This window comes from Terrabacter aerolatus, from assembly GCF_007991735.1.
Lineage (GTDB): Bacteria > Actinomycetota > Actinomycetes > Actinomycetales > Dermatophilaceae > Terrabacter > Terrabacter aerolatus.
In genome coordinates, this window is record NZ_BJYX01000012.1 from 113,197 (window position 1) to 131,418 (window position 18,222).

General features: G+C 70.8%; 13 protein-coding genes. 3 read left to right on the forward strand and 10 right to left on the reverse strand.

What is annotated here, in order from left to right; genetic code table 11:
- Window positions 1-3: 3 nt before the first annotated feature.
- The 3 genes from TAE01_RS12475 to gyrB all read right to left on the reverse strand — a co-directional run bounded on the left by TAE01_RS12475 (window position 4) and on the right by gyrB (window position 5,705).
- Window positions 4-672, reverse strand: a complete 669-nt coding sequence (locus TAE01_RS12475) for a DUF3566 domain-containing protein (protein ID WP_246111309.1) — start codon at window positions 670-672, stop codon at window positions 4-6.
- Window positions 669-3,395, reverse strand: coding sequence for a DNA gyrase subunit A (gene gyrA, locus TAE01_RS12480; protein WP_147066893.1), 2,727 nt, complete (start codon window positions 3,393-3,395; stop codon window positions 669-671). The genes TAE01_RS12475 and gyrA overlap by 4 nt, the downstream gene beginning before the upstream one ends.
- Before the next feature lie 99 nt (window positions 3,396-3,494).
- The gene (gene gyrB / locus TAE01_RS12485; RefSeq protein ID WP_147066895.1) at window positions 3,495-5,705 is read right to left on the reverse strand and encodes a DNA topoisomerase (ATP-hydrolyzing) subunit B; all 2,211 of its coding nucleotides are present in this window, start codon (window positions 5,703-5,705) and stop codon (window positions 3,495-3,497) included.
- 480 nt (window positions 5,706-6,185) lie between these two features.
- Between gyrB and TAE01_RS12490 the strand changes: the two genes are divergently transcribed.
- Both TAE01_RS12490 and TAE01_RS12495 read left to right on the forward strand, forming a co-directional pair.
- Entirely contained in the window at window positions 6,186-6,692 is a 507-nt protein-coding gene (locus TAE01_RS12490; protein WP_147066897.1) for a SigE family RNA polymerase sigma factor, read from the forward strand.
- The gene (locus TAE01_RS12495) at window positions 6,689-8,017 is read left to right on the forward strand and encodes a serine/threonine-protein kinase (protein ID WP_147066899.1); all 1,329 of its coding nucleotides are present in this window, start codon (window positions 6,689-6,691) and stop codon (window positions 8,015-8,017) included. The genes TAE01_RS12490 and TAE01_RS12495 overlap by 4 nt, the downstream gene beginning before the upstream one ends.
- A 43-nt stretch (window positions 8,018-8,060) precedes the next feature.
- Here TAE01_RS12495 and TAE01_RS12500 read toward each other — a convergent pair whose 3' ends face one another.
- The 6 genes from TAE01_RS12500 to TAE01_RS12525 form a co-directional block, all read right to left on the reverse strand.
- Window positions 8,061-9,497, reverse strand: a complete 1,437-nt coding sequence (locus TAE01_RS12500; protein ID WP_147066901.1) for a protealysin inhibitor emfourin — start codon at window positions 9,495-9,497, stop codon at window positions 8,061-8,063.
- Between the two features lie 66 nt (window positions 9,498-9,563).
- Window positions 9,564-10,136, reverse strand: coding sequence for a DciA family protein (locus TAE01_RS12505; protein ID WP_147066903.1), 573 nt, complete (start codon window positions 10,134-10,136; stop codon window positions 9,564-9,566).
- Window positions 10,129-11,421, reverse strand: a complete 1,293-nt coding sequence (gene recF, locus TAE01_RS12510; protein WP_246111310.1) for a DNA replication/repair protein RecF — start codon at window positions 11,419-11,421, stop codon at window positions 10,129-10,131. The genes TAE01_RS12505 and recF overlap by 8 nt, the downstream gene beginning before the upstream one ends.
- 19 nt (window positions 11,422-11,440) lie before the next feature.
- Window positions 11,441-12,577, reverse strand: a complete 1,137-nt coding sequence (gene gnd, locus TAE01_RS12515; protein ID WP_147066905.1) for a phosphogluconate dehydrogenase (NAD(+)-dependent, decarboxylating) — start codon at window positions 12,575-12,577, stop codon at window positions 11,441-11,443.
- 151 nt (window positions 12,578-12,728) lie between these two features.
- Window positions 12,729-13,856, reverse strand: a complete 1,128-nt coding sequence (dnaN, locus tag TAE01_RS12520; RefSeq protein WP_147066907.1) for a DNA polymerase III subunit beta — start codon at window positions 13,854-13,856, stop codon at window positions 12,729-12,731.
- A 645-nt stretch (window positions 13,857-14,501) separates the two neighbouring features.
- Window positions 14,502-15,314 carry a TetR/AcrR family transcriptional regulator gene (locus TAE01_RS12525; protein WP_147066909.1) on the reverse strand — a complete coding sequence of 271 codons (813 nt, stop codon included), beginning with the start codon at window positions 15,312-15,314 and terminating at the stop codon, window positions 14,502-14,504.
- A gap of 119 nt (window positions 15,315-15,433) precedes the next feature.
- Between TAE01_RS12525 and TAE01_RS12530 the strand changes: the two genes are divergently transcribed.
- Window positions 15,434-16,438: a saccharopine dehydrogenase NADP-binding domain-containing protein gene (locus tag TAE01_RS12530; RefSeq protein ID WP_147066911.1), complete on the forward strand. Its 1,005-nt coding sequence runs from the start codon at window positions 15,434-15,436 to the stop codon at window positions 16,436-16,438.
- A gap of 58 nt (window positions 16,439-16,496) precedes the next feature.
- Here the strand turns inward: TAE01_RS12530 and dnaA are convergent, their stop codons facing one another.
- Complete coding sequence (gene dnaA / locus TAE01_RS12535) at window positions 16,497-18,125, reverse strand: chromosomal replication initiator protein DnaA (RefSeq protein ID WP_147066913.1); 1,629 nt, start codon at window positions 18,123-18,125, stop codon at window positions 16,497-16,499.
- Window positions 18,126-18,222 lie beyond the last annotated feature (97 nt).

Genomic DNA, 18,222 nt, shown 5'->3' on the forward strand with positions numbered 1-18,222 from the left:
GGCTCAGTCGTCGGTGAGCGTGAGCTGCACGCCGCCGACGAGTGCCGAGCAGATGTTGTAGAGGAAGGCCATGACCGTGGCGATGGCCGTCATGAGGATGACGTCGATGACGCCGATGACGATCGAGAGGGACACGACCCGGCCGAAGCCGACGTAGTCCTTGATCGAGAACGGGTCGGACGTCGTCGTCTGCAGCGACTGGAGCACGCCCTCGATGTCGCTGAAGACGTTCATCGTCGACAGGATCATCCACAGCACGGCGGTCAGGACGACACCGGCGATGCCGAGCGCGACGGACAGCAGGAAGCTCATCTTCATGACCGACCACGGGTCGACGCGCGCCACCGCCAGGCGGACCCGGCGCGGGCCCTTGTGCTTGCGGGGGGCCGTGGCCGTGCGGGCGCCGGTGGCCGCGGCCGCCGGTCCGGAGGCTGCGGGCTGGTCGGTCTTGCCCGCGCCGACGCGCTGGGTCGGGGCCGTGCGGTTGGTGACCGCTCCACGCGAGAGCGAGGTGGCCGGCTCGGAGGCGCCCGAGGCACCGGACGTGCTGCCCGACGCGCCGTTGGAGGCGTAGTAGGAGCCGTTCTGGCCGTTGCCCGAGCCGGGCGCGCTACCCGTGCGGGTCGACGCGCCGGATCCGCTCACAGCACCCTCAGGGCTGGTCGCGCTCATTCGTCACCTCCGTTGTCGGTGTCCGACGAGCTCGCCTCGTCACCCGACGTCTGGTCCGACGGTACGCCATCGGGGCCGGGAACCGTAGCCGGCGCTCCCGTGCCGGACGGCTGGTCGACGGGGTCGCCGTCCTCGATGTCGGCGACCGCGATCTCCGACTCCGCGTTGCGGGCCACGGCGACGATCGAGTCGCCCTTGTCGGGCGTCGCGAACTTCACGCCCTGCGACGAGCGGCCGGTGTGGCGCACCTCGTCGACGCGCGAGCGCACGATCTTGCCCTTCTCCATGACGACCATGACCTCGTCGGTCTCGATGACGGTCAGGGCGCCGACGAGGTCGCCACCCTTCTCGGAGAGCTTGGCGACCTTGATGCCGAGGCCACCGCGACCCTGGAGGCGGTACTCCGAGATCGGGGTGCGCTTGGCCAGGCCGTTCTCGAAGACGACGAAGACGTCGGGGCTCTCGCCCTCCTCGACGACCGACATCGCGAGCAAATCGTCGCCGTCGCGGAACTTCATGCCGGTGACACCGGAGGTCGAGCGGCCCATCGGGCGCAGCGCCTCGTCGGTCGCCGTGAAGCGCACCGACTGGCCCTTGCGCGAGACGAGCAGCAGATCGTCGCGGTTGGAGGCGAGGCCGGCGCCGACGAGCTCGTCGCCCTCGCGGAGGTTGACGGCGATGAGGCCGCCCGAGCGGTTGGAGTCGTAGTCGGCCAGGCGCGTCTTCTTGACGAGGCCCGCGCGGGTGGCGAGGACGAGGTAGTCGGCCTTGGCGTAGTCACGGACCGCGAGCACCTGGGCGATCTGCTCTCCGGGCTGGAAGGCGAGCAGGTTGGCCACGTGCTGACCCTTGCTGTCGCGCGAGCCCTCGGGCAGCTCGTAGGCCTTGGCCCGGTAGACGCGGCCGAGGTTGGTGAAGAAGAGCAGCCAGTGGTGGGTCGTCGTCGTGAAGAAGTGCTCGACGACGTCCTCGCCGCGCAGCGACGCACCACGCACACCCTTGCCGCCGCGCTTCTGCGAGCGGTACTGGTCGACCCGGGTCCGCTTGGCGTAGCCGCCGCGCGTGATCGTGACGACGACGTCCTCCTCGGGGATGAGGTCCTCCATCGACATGTCGCCGTCGAACGGGAAGATCTCGGTGCGCCGGTCGTCGCCGTACTTGTCGACGATCGCCTGCAGCTCCTCGGAGACGATGTCGCGCTGGCGCTGCGGCGAGGCGAGGATCGCGCGGTACTCGTCGATCATCTCCTGCAGGGCGTCGTGGTCCTGCTGGATCTTCTCGCGCTCGAGGGCGGCGAGGCGGCGCAGCTGCATGTTGAGGATGGCGCCGGCCTGCAGCTCGTCGATGCCGAGCAGCTCGATGAGGCCGTCGCGGGCGACCTCGACGGTGCGCGAGGCGCGGATGAGGGCGATGACCTCGTCGAGCATGTCGAGGGCCTTGAGGTAGCCCCGCAACAGGTGGATGTCGGCCTCGGCCTTGTTGAGGCGGAAGGTCGTGCGCCGGACGATGACCTCGATCTGGTGGTCGACCCAGTGCCGGATGAAGCCGTCGAGCGGCAGGGTGCGCGGCACCTCGTCGACGAGCGCGAGCATGTTGGCGCCGAACGTCGTCTGCAGCTGCGTGTGCTTGTAGAGGTTGTTGAGCACGACCTTCGCGACGGCGTCACGCTTGAGCGTGACGACGAGGCGCTGACCGGTACGGCCCGACGTCTCGTCGTTGATGTCGGCGATGCCCGAGATCTTGCCGTCCTTGACGAGGTCGGCGATCTTCATCGCGAGCATGTCGGGGTTGACCTGGTAGGGCAGCTCGGTGACGACGAGGGCCTGGCGGTTGCCGATCTCCTCGACGTTGACGACGGCCCGCATGATGATCGAGCCGCGGCCCGTGCGGTAGGCGTCCTCGATGCCCCGGTGGCCCATGATGAGCGCGCCGGTCGGGAAGTCCGGGCCCTTGATGATCGTCAGCAGGTGCTCGAGCAGCTCCTCACGGCCGATCTCGGGGTGCTTGAGGTAGTACTCGGCGCCGGCCGCGACCTCGCGCAGGTTGTGCGGCGGGATCTGCGTCGCCATGCCGACCGCGATGCCGGCCGAGCCGTTGACGAGCAGGTTGGGGAACCGGCTCGGCAGCACCGACGGCTGCAGCGTCTTGCCGTCGTAGTTCGGGACGAAGTCGACGGTGTTCTGCTCGATGTCCCGCACCATCTCCATGGCGATCGGGGCCATCCGGCACTCGGTATACCGGGGGGCGGCCGCACCGTCGTTGCCGCGGGAGCCGAAGTTGCCCTGGCCGTCGACGAGCGGGTAGCGCAGCGACCAGTCCTGCACGAGGCGCACGAGGGCGTCGTAGATCGCCGAGTCGCCGTGCGGGTGGTAGTGACCCATGACGTCGCCGACGACGCGCGCGCACTTGTTGTAGCCGCGGTCGGGGCGGTAGCCGCCGTCGTACATCGCGTAGACGATGCGGCGGTGCACCGGCTTGAGGCCGTCGCGCACGTCGGGCAGCGCGCGGGACACGATGACCGACATGGCGTACTCGATGTAGCTGCGCTGCATCTCGTTGTTGAGGTCGACGGCCTCGACGCGGTCCGTCTCGTCGTCGTCGCGCTCGATCGGGGCGGTGCCCTGTTCGTGCGCCGTGTCGACGACCTCGTCGCCGGTCTCGGTCGTCTCGTCGGGCGTCTCGTTGACGTCGTCTCCGTCGTTGGGAGGCAGGTCGTCGCTCACGTCAGATCCCTTTGTCTCTCAGTCAGATTCAGGCAGTCGGGGTGGTATGCCGCGTGGTGACGTTTCACGTGGAACGTGCGGGACGGCATACGCCAGCGGTCAGATGTCGAGGAAGCGCACGTCGCGCGCGTTCTTCTGGATGAAGGAGCGGCGGGACTCGACGTCCTCGCCCATGAGGACGGCGAAGACCTCGTCGGACTTGGCGGCGTCCTCGAGCGTCACCTGCAGCAGCGTGCGCGTCTTGACGTCCATCGTCGTCTCGCCGAGCTCGGCGTAGTTCATCTCGCCGAGGCCCTTGTAGCGCTGGACCGGGTTGTCCTTCGGCAGGCGCCAGCCCTTGCCCTCACCGATCTGCTGGAGGCCGTCGCGCTCACGGTCGCTGTAGGCGAACTGGTGCGGCGCGTTGCTCCAGCGCAGGCGGTAGAGCGGCGGCTGCGCGAGGTAGACGTAGCCGGCCTCGATGAGCGGACGCATGAACCGGAAGAGCAGCGTCAGCAGGAGGGTGCGGATGTGCATGCCGTCGACGTCGGCATCGGCCATCAGCACGATCTTGTGGTAGCGCGCCTTGTCGATGTCGAAGTCCTCGCCGATGCCGGTGCCGAACGCCGAGATGAGCGCCTGGACCTCGTTGTTGGCGAGAATCTTGTCGATGCGAGCCTTCTCGACGTTGAGGATCTTGCCGCGGATCGGGAGGATCGCCTGCGTGTGCGGGTTGCGGGCCTGGGTGGCCGAGCCACCGGCGCTGTCGCCCTCGACGATGAAGACCTCGGAGATGCGCGGGTCCTTGCTCTGGCAGTCCTTGAGCTTGCCCGGCAGGCCGCCCGACTCGAGCAGGCCCTTGCGCCGCGTGGCCTCGCGGGCCTTGCGGGCGGCCATGCGCGCGGCGGCGGCCTGAACCGACTTGCGGACGATGTCCTTGCCCTCGTTGGGGTGGGCGCCGAGCCAGTGGCCGAACTCGTCGGTCATGGCGCGCTGGACGAAGCCCTTGACCTCGGAGTTGCCGAGCTTGGTCTTGGTCTGGCCCTCGAACTGGGGCTCGCCGAGCTTGACCGAGATGACGGCGGTCAGGCCCTCGCGGATGTCGTCACCCGTGAGGTTCTCGTCCTTCTCCTTGAGGAGGTTCTGCTTGCGCGCGAACTCGTTGATGAGCTTGGTCATCGCCGCGCGGAAGCCCTCCTCGTGGGTGCCGCCCTCGTGGGTGTTGATCGCGTTGGCGTAGGTGTGCACGGACTCGCTGTAGGCGTTGGTCCACTGCATCGCGAGCTCGAGGCTGAGCGAGCGGGCCTCGTCCTCGACCTCGATCGAGATGACCTCGGGGTGCACCGGCTCGCTGCGCTTGGAGCCGTTGAGGTGGTGGACGTAGTCGATGAGGCCGTTGTCGTAGCGGTAGCTGACCTTCTTGGCCGTGACCTTCTTCTTCTCGCCGGCCTCGGCGGTGCCCTCGCCCTGCTCCTCGTCCTGCTCGACCTCGGTGAGGTCGGACCCCATGTCGTCGAGGTCGACGTCGTCGTCGGCGGCCTCGACCGGGGCGACGCGCTCGTCGACGAGGTTGATCGTCAGGCCCTTGTTGAGGAAGGCCATCTGCTGCATGCGGGCCCGGATCGTCTCGAAGTCGTAGTCGACGGTCTCGAAGATGTCGGCGTTGGCCCAGAAGGTGATCGTCGTGCCGGTCTCGTCGGTGGCCTCCTGCTTCTCCAGGGGCCCGTCGGGCACGCCGTCGGTGAAGCTCATCCGGAAGACGTGGCCCTTCTGGCGGACCGCGGCCTTGAGGCGGGTCGACAGGGCGTTGACCACCGAGCTGCCGACGCCGTGCAGGCCGCCGGAGACCTTGTAGCCGCCGCCACCGAACTTGCCGCCGGCGTGCAGCTGCGTCAGGACGAGCTCGACGGCGCTGATCTTCTCCACCGGGTGGATGTCGGTGGGGATGCCGCGACCGTTGTCCTTGACCCGGACGCCGCCGTCGGCGAGGAGCGTGACGTCGATGGTGTCGGCGTAGCCGGCGAGCGACTCGTCCACGGCGTTGTCGACGATCTCGTAGACGAGGTGGTGCAGACCACGGGGGCCGGTCGAGCCGATGTACATGCCGGGGCGCTTGCGCACGGCCTCGAGACCCTCGAGGACGGTGATCGCGCTCGCGTCGTAGTCGACGCCGTTGGGGCGGACGTCGGCGGGAGCAGCCGGGACCGCGGGCGTCAGCGCCACGGGAGCATCGGGGGCCACAGGTGCCACGGAGTCGGTCGCTGTCACGGAGTCGGGTCCGGTAGAGCTGGGGGTGGTGCTGGGGTTGTTCGGCTCGTCAGCGTCGGACACGTCTCTCCTCGGTGGTCAGACCTCAAGCGGGCGGCTCGACGTGGACGTCGAGCCGCAACCTCTCCAGTCTAACGGTCCCGCGCCTCCAACCGTGCCCTCAGACGCGCGAAACGGGCACTTTCCCGGCCGAAGACCCCTCGATCCGAGGGGAGGATCACGCCAGGGGGCCTCAGCGCCTTTCAGGCGCCTTCACCCGTCGCGTCCCCGTCGTATCGCCGTCCCATCGCCGTCGCGTCCCGGGGGGCGTGGCGGACCGCAGCGGCCCGGGCCCATCCTCCTCCCTCGGGAACGGTCCACACGAGACCTGTCCACAGGGCGCCGACGGCCGGAACCGGTTCCCCACCGGCCCCGGACCGAGCCGTGACTGGGCAGACTGCGCGGACAACCTTCCCGGCCCCCCGAGGGTCTGGTTGGGTGCCGGGACGCGCCGAACGTGCCCGGGCAGTGGACGGGATCGTCGACGGACAGGGGACCCACGACATGGACGACGCCGAACGGAGAGCCGACTTCACGGCATACGTCAGGGCGCGCGAGCAGTCGCTCGCCCGCCTCGCGTACCTGCTCACCGGAGACCGCGACGCTGCCGAGGACCTCCTGCAGAACTCGCTCGCCAAGGTCTACCGGCACTGGGACCGCGTGCGCGGCGCCGAGCTGCCCGACGCCTACGTGCGCCGGATGATGGTCAACGAGAACAACTCCCGCTGGCGCAGCCTGCTGCGCCGCCGGGAGTCGCCGAGCAGCCACGTGCTCGACGTGATCGACCCACCGGGCGTCGCAGGGTTGGACCCCACCGCCTCGATCGACCTCTGGCGCCACGTCCAGGGACTGCCCACCCAGCAGCGGGCTGCCGTCGTGCTGCGCTATTACGAGGACCTCACCGAGGCCCAGACCGCCGAGGTGCTCGGCTGCTCCGTCGGCACCGTCAAGAGCCACACGAGCCGCGCGATCTCCGCGCTGCGCACGAGGATGAGCGAGGCCACGGCATGAGCGACGACATGGACCAGCAGCTCAAGCGGGCCCTCGGTGAGCACACCGAGGGTGTACGCGTCGTGGCCGACCTCGCGGAGCGGGCCATCGCCCGCGACCGTTCCAACCGTCGCCGCGAGCTCGGTGTCGCGGGGCTCGCCGCCGGGCTCGTGCTCGCCGTCGCCGTGCCGATGGGCTGGGGTGCCCTGCGCCCCACAGGCGTTCGACCTCTCCCCGTGGGCCCCTCCCAGTCGACGACCGCCCCGACGGACAGCCCCTCGCCGTCGTCGAGTCGCGCCACGACCGCGCCCACCCCGACAGCCATCCCGACCGTCACGGCCGACGGTGCCCCGGCGCCGGTGACCGCCCGCTTCGCCGCCGGAGAACCGACGGCGACGACCGACATTCCCTACGTTGTCCGCGGCGTCATCCACCAAGGCACCGAGCAGACCGCCGTCGACCGGGCGATCTCCGGAGGCACGCTCGCGACCCTGGCGGGGGGTCGGTGGCTGGTTGGCCAGGGCGACCTCGGCGTGCACCGCGTCGTCCAACCGCTCGACCTGCCCACCGTCCGTCTCCCCGCGGGACAGGCCACGGTCTCGGGCGACGGCAACCTCATCGTCGTGGAGACCCAGGGGACGCTCCGCGCCTACGACGGCTCCGGCACCTTCGTCCGCACCCTGCCGGCGTCGGCCTGCGGTTGCGCCGTGGCTGGGTCCGAGGGCTCGTCGCCCGGCTTCGAGGTGGTCGGCATCATCGGCTCGGTCGTCTACGCCAACCGCGGCTATCGGATGGACGGCGTGGCGTGGGATGCCGCCAGCGGCGATCGCCGGGCGGTGAGCCGGCGGCTCGCGCTCGTCGACGGGGCGACCGGCACCGCGCTGACGGCCCAGGACCCGAACCTGCAGTCCGCGCGCACGTGCCACGAGCTCGTCGACCTCGAGACCGACCGCATCCGCTGGCGGCTGTGCGGTCCGCTGCTGTTCCGGTCCTTCTCCTCGGACGGGCGCTACCTGCTCGCCACGGGGCAGTTCGAGGGCCCGGACGGGACGGAGCTCAACCCTGATCGAAGCTTCAAGTACGGCGGCCTGGTGGTCGTCCGCACCAGCGACGCGGCAGTCGTGCTGGAAGGCGGCGGCTCGGCCTCCGGGGCCTCAGGTTCTGCCGTGACCTACCGGATGGGCGCCGACGACACGATCACCGTGCAGGTCGGGTCGGCGAACGGCACCCGCAACCTGCAGCGGTGCACTCTCAACGGCGTCTGCGAGGTCGTCGCCCCGGCTCTGCCGCGCGACCGGGGCGACATCCCCGAGGGCGAGGATCCGTACTTCCTGTCGACGAACTGACGGGGTACCGGACGGGTCGGCCACACCGACCCGTCCGGCCGCCTCAGTCCTGGGTGAGGGCGCGTTCGAAGAGGGAGTGGATCGCCTCGGGCAGGTGGGGCTCCTGGAGCGTCACGTCGCACCCCGCCTCGTCACACACGACGGAGTAGGTGAACGCGTCGGGGTGGGTGCGCTCGGTCGAGGCGGCGATGCGCTGGAGCGTCGGCGCGGCGAGCAGGTGCTGCCAGTCCCTGGCGTCGCGCTCCGGCAGCTCGCCGAGCACCATCCGTCGCTCGCGCACCAGGCCGGCGAACCCGCCGGTGCGGCGCAGCAGCACCTGCGACGCGGGCGTCGGAACGCCACCGCCCTGACCCGGAGCGGTCCCGCCCGCGCTTCCACCGGTGCTCCCACCCTGGCTCGACCCGCCCACCGTGAGCACGCCCACCTGCTCCCACGCGGAGCGGACGGCCGCCTGCTGCGCCGAGCCGTCGCCGTGGACGCTGCCGGCAGCGGCCACCGTGAGGCCGGCGAACGTCGCGAAGTCGCAGTCCGCCTTGATCGCGTCACCCGAGAGCACGGCATACCAGATCGCCCCGGCGCCCTCCCACGCGTTGCCGCCGATGGCGTCGGCCGCGAGCACGAAGGCGCGGTTGGGGATGCCGGAGTTGATGTGGACGCCGCCGTTGTCGTCCTGCGTGTCGACGTGGTGGGCCATGTCGGCCGGCTGGGGGTCCTTGCCCAGGCGCGGGTCGTCGTAGGCGGTGCCGGGGTTGCGCATGTCGCGCAGGGCCCGCCCCTTGACCGACGGATTGAGCAGGTCGGCGCCGACGAGCCAGTCGGCCTCGGCTGCGGTCTGCCCCAGCGCCTTCTGCTTGACGAGGACACCGAAGACGTCGGAGACCGACTCGTTGAGCGCGCCCGACTGGCCCTGGTAGAGCAGGCCCGCCGTGTGCTCGGTGACCCCGTGGGCCAGCTCGTGCCCGATGACGTCGAGGCTCTTGGTGAACCGCTCGAAGATGACGCCGTCACCGTCGCCGAACACCATCTGCGAGCCGTCCCAGAAGGCGTTGTCGTAGTTGCGCCCGTAGTGCACGCTCGCGAGCAGCGGCATCCCCTTGCCGTCGAGCGAGTCGCGGGAGTAGGCCGTCGACCACAGCTCCCACGTCGCGCCGAGCCCGTCGTAGGCCTCGTTGACCGCGGGGTCGCCGGTGGGCGCCCCGCCCTCGGCACGCACCTGGGTGCCGGGCGTCGTCTGGGTGCCCTTGGCGTCATAGATCGTGCGGCGCGGCCCGGTGTCCGCGGCGCCGGCCGTGGTCTCCCGGTGCGGTGCGCTCCGGACCGTTTCCTGCGCCGTGGGGGTGCGACGCGACGCCCGGAGCTGCTCGTCATGGCGCAGCGCTGCTCGGGCATGCGTGGCCACCGCCTGCTCGTCGCCCAACGCCAGCGCCTCGAGCATGTAGGGCGGGACGATCGTGCAGTGCGAGGTGTGCGTCGAGGTCATGTCCACCAGTCTGCGTCGGAACACCGACACCCGCTCCCCGAGCTGGCCCCCCGACGGGGCGACGCCTCAGCCGTAGGTGTCGCGGGGTCCGCGTGAGTCGGGGGAGCGCCTCAGGCCACGGTTCCACGACGGGGCGCTCGGTCCCACCACCTTGAGCTCGCTCACCGCGCCCGCGCCGATCTCCTCGTCGATGCGCGCCAGCATCGACGACGCGAGCAGCCGCATCTGCGTCGCCCAGGCCGTCGAGTCCGCGCGCACGGTGAGGATGCCGTCGACGAAGGTCAGAGGCTCGACGTGCCCGGCGATGTCGGGACCGACGATCTCGGCCCAACGACCCATGACCGACCCGACGGCGACGTCGACCTTCCAGCCGCGGTCGAGGAGCAGCCGGTCGAGCTGGTCGCCGAGCAGGGCCGGGTCGCGTCCGTCCCGGGCCGAGCCGGACAGCATCGGTGCGTGCCCGGTCGGGCGGCGCCGCTTCTTCGGCTTCATGCCCGGACGCAGTCCCTTGTCGGCTGCGCCGGCCCGGGCGCGAGCCAGGGCGGAGGCCGCGGCGTCGGCGATCCGGGTGTCCTCGTCGGTCGGCTCGGCCGGCTCCTCGTCGGAGGTCTGCGGGGTCTGCGGGGTCTCGTCACTCATCGTCGACCGTCTCGACCGGGGGACTCTCGCCCGTGGGCGTCTCTACCGGGACGCCTTCGAGCTCGGGCGCCGGTGAGCCGGCCACCTGCACCTGGCCGAGCACGACGGCATACGTCGTCCCGTTCTCGCGGAGCACGTCGGGCACGTCGGCGCCCACGGCGGCCGTGATGAGCACCTGCTCGCAGTCGGTCACGAGCGCCGCCAGCCGTTCGCGGCGACCCGAGTCGAGCTCCGCGAAGACGTCGTCGAGCACGAGCACCGGGTCATCGCCCAGGTCGCGACGCAGGAGCCGGTATGCCGCGAGCTTGAGTCCCAGCGCGAAGCTCCACGACTCGCCGTGGCTGGCATAGCCCTTCGCCGGCAGCTCCCCCAGCGACAGGACGAGGTCGTCGCGGTGCGGCCCGACGAGGGAGATGCCGCGCTCGATCTCGTTGGTGCGCAGCTGGTCGAGGGTCTCGAGCATGCCGGTGCGCAGCTCGTCGATCTCGGGCACCTCCCCGGCGGCCAGCCGCTTGGCGAGGTCCTCGTGGAGGGAGCTCTTGTAGGTGGCGCGGGCGTTCGACGCGGCCGCGCTCACGGCGTCGTAGCACTCGGACAGGTCGGGCGCGAGGTCGCGCAGGAGGCGCAGCCGGGCGTAGAGCAGCTGGGCGCCGACCGTCGACAAGTGGTCGTTCCACACGTCGAGCGTGTGCAGCGCCGACTCGCGGGCCTCGTCGAGGGGCTGGTCTCCGTCGCGCGGCGGACGGGGCGGCCGGCGCGACCCCTTGCGCAGGACCGGTGCCGCCGACTTCAGCAGGGCGTTGCGCTGCTTGAGGATCTTGTCGTAGTCCGAGCGCACCCCCGACCACCGGGGCTGGCGCTGCACGAGCAGCTCGTCGAGGAAGCGCCGCCGCTCCGACGGGTCGCCCTTGACGAGCGCCAGGTCCTCCGGGGCGAAGAGCACCGTGCGCACCGTGCCGAGCACGTCGCGCGGCCGCGCCACGGGGGAGCGGCCGAGGCGGGCCCGGTTGGCACGGCCCGGCGTGATCTCGAGCTCGACCATCGTCTCGCGGTCGTCGCGCACGATCGCGCCGCGGACGATGGCCTGCGCCGCACCGAACCGGACGAGCGGCTGGTCCGTCGCCACCCGGTGCGACCCGAGCGTGGCGAGGTAGCCGACCGCCTCGACGAGGTTCGTCTTGCCCTGACCGTTGAGACCGACGAGCGTCGTGACGCCGGGCGTCAGCGAGAGCTCGGCGCTCGGGTAGCTGCGGAAGTCCTTGAGGGTCAGGTGACGGACGTGCAAGGAGGGTGCGGCGCTCTGCTCAGGCCTTCTTGGCGGTCTTCTTCGCCGCGCGCTTCTGGCCGCGCGCGGAGTCGGCCATGTCGGTCGCCGACGTGGACGAGGCGCGACCCGAGGCGGCGGCCTGCTGAGCGGCGCCGACGTTGGCCTGCGATGCCGAGGCCGAGGCGCGCTTGCTCGCCGCCTTGGTCGCGGAACGGCGAGCGGCGCCCTTCTTGGCGGCGGTCTTCTTGGCCGGGTGGGCGGGGACGTCACCCCGCCGCAGCTTCTCGCCCTCGGCGATCGTCATGACCTGGTGACCACCGAACTGCCCGCGCAGCGCCGCGACGGCCTGCATCGTGGGCGAGCTCGACTGACGCGAGGCGAAGCGCGCGAAGAGGGAGGCCGAGATGACGGGCATCGGCACCGAGAGGGCTATGGCCTCCTCGACGGTCCAGCGGCCCTCGCCGGAGTCGTTGGTGTAGTCCGAGACGTCGTCGAGGTGCGGGTTGTCCTCGAGGGCGTCGACCATGAGGTCGAGCAGCCAGGAGCGCACGACGGTGCCCCGGCTCCACGCCTTGAAGGCGCCCGGGACGTCGGTGACGATGTCCTTCTTCTCGAGCAGCTCGTAGCCCTCGGCGTAGGCAGCCATGAGGCCGTACTCGATGCCGTTGTGGACCATCTTCGTGTAGTGCCCGGCGCCGACCTTGCCCGCGTGGACGAAGCCCTCGTCGCGCGGACCCTCGGGGCGCAGGGCGTCGAAGATCGGCATGGCGCGGTTGACCCACTTCTTGTCTCCGCCGCACATGAGGCCGTAGCCGTTCTCGAGGCCCCAGATGCCACCGCTGACGCCGCAGTCGACGTAGCCGATCTTCTTCTCGCCGAGCAGCTTGGCGTTCTCGAAGTCGTCGGTGAAGCGGGAGTTGCCGCCGTCGATGACGAGGTCGCCCGGCTCGAGCAGCTCGGCGAGCTTGGCGACGGTCTCGCGGGTCGGGTCACCGGCCGGGACCATGACCCAGACGACGCGGGGCGCCTCGAGGGCCTTGACCAGCGCCGGCAGCGTGCGCACGTCGGCGACGTCGGGGTTGCGGTCGAAGCCGACCACCTCGTGGCCGGCGCGACGCAACCGCTCGCGCATGTTGCCGCCCATCTTGCCGAGACCGATGAGACCGAGCTGCATGTCGCGAGCCTTTCTGCGGGGGAGCGTGCGGGGTGGATCGGGTGGAGCGCTTCGAGGCTACGCCTACCCGTCCGGGTGGTCCGACGGACGAGGGGCGGCGTCGCGAGAGGGTGCGGCTGGTGGTGCCAAGGGGTGGTGCGAGGGGTACTGCTCAGCTCGCGAAGCGGACCGGCATCAGGACGTAGCGGTAGCTCGTGTCGGGCTCGGAGTCGGCCTCGGCCTGGCCGGACAGGACCGCGGGGCGGCTCGGCTGCGTGAACGACAGCCGGCTCCAGGCCGTGCCGACCGCGTGCAGACCGTCGAGCAGGAACTGGGGGTTGAAGGCGATCTGGATCTCGGGACCGTCGAGGGTCGCCTCGACCGCCTCGGAGGCCTGCGCGTCGTCACCGGTACCGGCCTCGATCGCGACCTGGCCGTCGGTGAACTTCAGCAGCACCGGGGTGTTGCGCTCGGCGACGAGGGCCACGCGCTTGACGGCCTCCTCGAGGGCCGCGGTCTCGATGACGGCGGTCGTGTCGACGGAGGTCGGGAAGATCGAGGTGACCTTGGGGTACTCGCCGTCGAGCAGGCGGGTCGTCGCGCGGCGCTGACCGGCCTCGAAGCCGATGAGGCCGTCGCCGCCCTGGCCGAGCGCGAGCTCGACCGAGCCCGAGGCGCCGAGGGCGCGGGCGGTGTCGGAGAGCTGGCGTGCGGGGATGAGCGCGACGTGGCTGGCGTCGGTGACCGACGGGCTCCACGTCAGCTCACGCATGGCGAGGCGGTAGCGGTCGGTGGCCAGGAGGGTCACCTTGTCGCCGTCGATCTCCATGCGCACGCCCGTGAGGATCGGGAGGGTGTCGCCCTTGTCGGCGGCGATCGAGACCTGCGCGACCGCTTGGGTGAAGACGTCGCCGGCGATGGTGCCGCTCGTGTCGGGCGAGGCCGGCAGCGTCGGGTAGTCGGCGACCGGCATCTCCCGGAGCGCGAAGCGCGAGGAGCCGCACGCGACGTTGACCTTGGTGCCGTCGGTGCTGACGTCGATCGGCTTGTTGGGCAGGTTGCGCGAGATGTCCGCGAGCAGACGACCGAGCACGAGCACCTGGCCCGCCTCGGCGACGTCGGCCGGGACGGTGATGCGTGCCGAGACCTCGTAGTCGAAGGCCGACAGCGTCAGCGTGCCGTCCTCGTTCGCGTCGACGAGCACGCCAGCGAGCACGGGTACCGGCGGGCGGGCCGGGAGCCCGCGGGCCACCCAGGTCACGGCCTCGGCCAGGACGTCTCGCTCAACCCGAAACTTCACGGTGCACTCACTTCGACGGGGAAGGACATTGGGGCTCAGACACTAGTGCCTGCGGGTGACTGGCACCACAGCCACTCCCCGAATGGTGTCGCGACCGATTGGCACCGGTTGTCCTGCCGGCTCTGGTGGCCCTGGGCGTGGGAGGGACCCTCGTTGTCGGGGCTTCCCCCTTTGACTGGGATCTCGTCATAGTCATAGGTGCTGTGGATGCTGTGGACAACCCGCGTCGCGGCAGGTCAGGCCGCCGATGGGGGTGTGCACGGCGTGTGGGCCGGCGCCCGGCGCGACAGGCAGCGGCTGTGGACGCCCGCGCGCCGTGCACACCGTCCTCACAGGCCGGCTGTGGGTTGTCCGCAGCTTCGAGGCCGTCGTCCACACGTGTCCACAGAAGTGTGTGGAAGAGCGTTCGGCATATGTCCCATTTGGAATGGTTGATGACTAGTCAGCTGTGCACGACCGACCCCGTTGCTTCCACAGATTTGTCCACAGGTGGTGGAAAACTCCGGGACGGGCGGGCCGGTTCGGCTTCGGCGGGTGACGATCACGGGGAGGTCACGCTGTGCACACAGGTGTGGACAACCCTGTGGATGAATGTGGACGTATGCCGGGCGGCCCGGGCCGTCTGCCGGCCACCGGACGTCACGACTAGTCACGGGCGGGCGAGATGACGCAGCTGCGCGACGCCGCGAGGAGGCAGTCGAAGAGGGCCGCACCGTCCGGAACGGGTCCCAGCTGCGAGAAGACCTCGCTCGTGACCGCCCCGAGGAGCAGGGTCCAGGCAGCGATCCCCTGGGCCAGGCTCGTCGCATCGAGACGGGCGCCGGTGAACATCGGCGCCTCGAGCAGGTCCCCGACGGCCTGACGTGCGCGTGCGTCGACGAGGCCGAGGTGCTCGGGGGGCGGGAGGCGGCCGGCCTTGCGCACGTCGTCGAGCAGCGTGACGAGCAGCGCGAGCACGGCGGTGCCGGCCTCCTCGGTGCGCTCGGCGGGGGCTGCGTAGTCCGGAACCGGCGAGCCGTAGATGAGGGCGAAGTCGTGCGGCTGCTCCAGGGCCCACGAGCGCAGGGCGCGACCCAGGGCGTCCCACCGCCCCTCGAGGTCCTCCCGGGCCACGGCGTCATGGGCGGCGCGGACCGTCGTGGCGAGGGACCAGTAGGAGTCGATGATGAGGCGGGTGAGGAGCTCGTCGCGGCTCTCGACGTAGCGGTAGATGCCCGAGGACACCATGCCGAGGTCACGCGCGACGGCCCGGAGGCTCAGCGCGGCCGCGCCGTCGGTGGCCAGGTGCTCGCGCGCCACCCGCAGGATGTCGGCCTCGACGGCCTGCCGGTTGCGGGCGCGCTTGCCCAGTGGCTCGGCGGAGGCGTCCGGCCCGGGGTCGGGTGCCGTCGCGCCCCGTGACCGTGGCGGCCGGCCCGCTGAAGGGGTGTCGGCAGAGGTGGCGTCGAGCGGGTCCATGGACACCGAGCCTGCCACAGATCTCGGGAAAATGTGAGCAGTGCTCTTGCATGTGGTTGGATCATCTGTCACCCTCGAAATGTGAGCGGTGCTCACGTACCGACCTGAAGGAGCAGACCATGTCCCACCACCTCGTCCTCGGCGCCGGCGGCGTCGGCCGGTCGACGACGACCGCCCTCGTCGAGCTCGGCGACACCGTGACCCTCGCGTCCCGTTCAGGGCACGTCAGCCAGCGCGCCTGGGAGGAAGGCCACCGCGAGGCCGTCGAGGTCGTCGCCGTCGACGCCGGGGACGCCGCGGCCCTGACGGCCCTGGCGCGCGGCGCCGCGAGCATCGTCAACGCCGTCAACCCGCCCAGCTACATGACCTGGGACACCGACTGGCCGCCGATCGCGACCGCCACCCTCACGGCGGCCGAGCAGTCCGGGGCCGGTCTCGTCATCATCGGCAACCTCTACGGCTACGGCGAGGTCGCGGCGCCCATGCGCGAGGACGACCCCCTGCGCCCGGCCGGTCACAAGGGTCGGCTGCGTGCCGACATGTGGACCGAGGCCCTGGCCCGCCACGAGGAGGGCCGCCTCCGTGTCACCGAGCTGCGCTCCAGCGACTACTTCGGACCGGGCACCACCGCGCGCACGAGCTATCTCAACGACATCGTCATCGACGCGCTCCTGGCCGGCCGGCCGCCCTTCGTGCCCGCCGGGCGTGCCGACGCGCCCCACTCGTGGACCTACGTGCCCGACGTCGGCCGGTTCGCCGCCCGGGTCGCGGGCGGCGACGACGGATGGGGCCGGGCGTGGCACGTGCCCACGGCCCCCGCACGCACCTTCGACGAGGCCGCCGCCGACGTCGCGCGCCTCGCCGGCGTCAAGCAGCGACGGGTCCGCGTGCTGCCTCGCCCGCTCGGCACCGCAGCCGGACTCGCCGTCCCCTTCATGCGCGAGCTGCGCGAGACCCGGCACCAGTTCGAGCGACCCTTCGTCCTCGACTCGGAGCTGACGCAGCGCAGGTTCGGCCTCGCCCCCACCCCGTGGGACGACGCGCTGGCGACCACGATCGCTGATCGACGCGCCCTGACGGACGCCAGGGACCCGAAGGCCGCCCGGTCGGGAACCGCGGCCTGACCCGGAAGCGGCCCGACGGCATACGCCATCGGGCCGCGTCAGCGCAGGTGGGTGGGCGTCAGTGGGACTGCTGGCGGATCCGGTTGGTCAGCTCGGTGACCTGGTTGTAGATGGCGCGGCGCTCACCCATGAGCTCACGGATCTTGCGGTCCGCGTGCATGACCGTCGTGTGGTCGCGGCCGCCGAAGTGCTGGCCGATCTTCGGCAGGGAGAGGTCGGTCATCTCGCGGCAGAGGTACATCGCGATCTGACGGGCCGTCACGAGCTGGCGCGAACGGCTCGAGCCGCAGAGGTCCTCGAGCGTCACCGCGTAGTAGGCCGCCGTGACCGCCATGATCGTCGCGGCCGTGACCTGGTTGGGCGTCTCGTTGGGCAGCACGTCCTTGAGCACGATGACCGCGAGCGGCAGGTCGACGGCCTGCCGGTTGAGGTTGCTGAAGGCCGTGACGCGGATCAGGGCGCCCTCGAGCTCGCGGATGTTCGTGCTGAAGTTCGTCGCGATGTACTCGAGCACGTCGTCCGGCACCGACATCCGGTCCTGGATCGCCTTCTTGCGCAGGATCGCGATGCGGGTCTCGAGGTCGGGCGGCTGCACGTCGGTCAGCAGTCCCGACTCGAAGCGCGTGCGCATCCGGTCCTCGAAGCCCGACAGCTCGCGCGGCGGCAGGTCGCTCGTGATGACGATCTGCTTGTTCGCGTTGTGCAGCGTGTTGAAGGTGTGGAAGAACTCCTCCTGGGTCTGCAGCTTGCCCTGGAGGAACTGGATGTCGTCGATGAGCAGGACGTCGACGCTGCGGTAGCGGTTCTGGAACGCGCTCGCCTTGTCGTCGCGGATGCTGTTGATGAAGTCGTTGGTGAACTCCTCGGAGTTCACGTAGCGCACGCGCACGTTGGGGAACATCGTGCGGGCGTAGTGGCCGATGGCGTGCAGCAGGTGGGTCTTGCCCAGCCCGGACTCGCCGTAGACGAAGAGCGGGTTGTACGCCTTGGCCGGGGCCTCGGCGACCGCCACGGCCGCCGCGTGGGCGAAGCGGTTGCTCGCGCCGATGACGAAGGTGTCGAAGGTGTACTTCGGGTTGAGCCGGGTGTCGCCCGGCGAGCTCGGCTCGGGGCGCTGCTGCAGGCGCAGCGGGCCGCTCTCTCCACCGCTCAGCGGGTCGGGACCGAGCTCCATGCGCGTCTGACCGCCGGGGTATGCCGGCTGGCGCGGCTCGTCGAGGTCGGCACCGTTGAGCGCGGGCGCGCTCTCGGCCAGGTCACGCAGCGGGTTGGGGGCGCCCGCGCCGTACCCGGACGAGCTCTGGTGCTGGCCGTTGTGCTGGCCGTTGTGCGAGCCGGGATGGCTCGAGCCGTTGTGGCCGGGGCCGCCGTGGACCGACGCCTGCCCGCTGGGCTCGTCGCTGATCATCCCCAGGTCGGTCTCAAGGCTCTCGTCGACCGACACGGCGAGCTGGACCGGGTGCCCGAGCTGGCTGGCGAGGGCCTCGTGGATCTGCTCCCGGACCCGCTGCTCGAGGAAGTCCTTGGTGAAGGTGTTGGGAGCCCGTACCAGTGCGGTCTGGTCGAGGACCCCGACGAGACGGCAGAGCCGGACGAAGGCCCGCTCCTGGTTGGACAGTCCGACCGAGTCGAGGGTGCCGAGCGTCTGTTGCCAGATCTGCGCGTAATCAACGCCTGTCTCGGCCACCTGATCCACCTGCCCCTGAAGTTCAATGCTGTGCGGCCGGTCGCGGTTCGCCGGCTCTGTCCCGGCTCGAGCGGAAGCCCGACCGGTCGGTCGAACG

What these genes read in the sequence shown, in the direction of transcription:
- TAE01_RS12490 (WP_147066897.1), top strand. Translation starts at nt 6,186, where the DNA reads ATGGACGACGCCGAACGGAGAGCCGACTTCACGGCATACGTCAGGGCG.
- TAE01_RS12530 (WP_147066911.1), top strand. Translation starts at nt 15,434, where the DNA reads ATGTCCCACCACCTCGTCCTCGGCGCCGGCGGCGTCGGCCGGTCGACG.
- TAE01_RS12475 (WP_246111309.1), bottom strand. Translation starts at nt 672, where the DNA reads ATGAGCGCGACCAGCCCTGAGGGTGCTGTGAGCGGATCCGGCGCGTCG.
- TAE01_RS12495 (WP_147066899.1), top strand. Translation starts at nt 6,689, where the DNA reads ATGAGCGACGACATGGACCAGCAGCTCAAGCGGGCCCTCGGTGAGCAC.
- TAE01_RS12500 (WP_147066901.1), bottom strand. Translation starts at nt 9,497, where the DNA reads ATGACCTCGACGCACACCTCGCACTGCACGATCGTCCCGCCCTACATG.
- gnd (WP_147066905.1), bottom strand. Translation starts at nt 12,577, where the DNA reads ATGCAGCTCGGTCTCATCGGTCTCGGCAAGATGGGCGGCAACATGCGC.
- TAE01_RS12525 (WP_147066909.1), bottom strand. Translation starts at nt 15,314, where the DNA reads ATGGACCCGCTCGACGCCACCTCTGCCGACACCCCTTCAGCGGGCCGG.
- TAE01_RS12505 (WP_147066903.1), bottom strand. Translation starts at nt 10,136, where the DNA reads ATGAGTGACGAGACCCCGCAGACCCCGCAGACCTCCGACGAGGAGCCG.